This is a genomic window from Lyngbya aestuarii BL J (assembly GCF_000478195.2).
Taxonomy (GTDB): domain Bacteria; phylum Cyanobacteriota; class Cyanobacteriia; order Cyanobacteriales; family Microcoleaceae; genus Capilliphycus; species Capilliphycus aestuarii.
Genome location: NZ_AUZM01000435.1, coordinates 1 through 295 on the forward strand (window position 1 = coordinate 1; position 295 = coordinate 295).

The 295-nt window shown below is 52.9% G+C and carries 1 protein-coding gene; it reads left to right on the plus strand.

Going from position 1 to position 295, the window contains the following annotated elements:
- Positions 1-295, plus strand: a 295-nt coding sequence (locus M595_RS31490; RefSeq protein ID WP_023070084.1) for a hypothetical protein, incomplete at both ends; no start/stop codon positions are given.

Below are 295 nucleotides of genomic sequence, written 5' to 3' on the forward strand. Positions count from 1 at the left end.
ACGGGGTTGGGGAGCGTTTATCGATACGATTGAAATTGCGATTGTCGGGATTATTATCGGGGTGATATCTGGACTGGCGAATGTTGTCACGTTGCTCGGTACTTTAGCCATTGCGGGGGTGTTAGCGGGGTTTGCAGGAGCGATCCTGTTTGCATCAGCCGTGGCTTTTGGGGTGATTTTTGCGGTGACTAAGCGTCTGGCTTGGGTGATGAGTCTGACAAAGGTGTTAACGGTGGCGGTGACTGCGAGTGCGATCGCGGGTTATATTTCTGGTGGGGTGAGTGCAATGGCGATC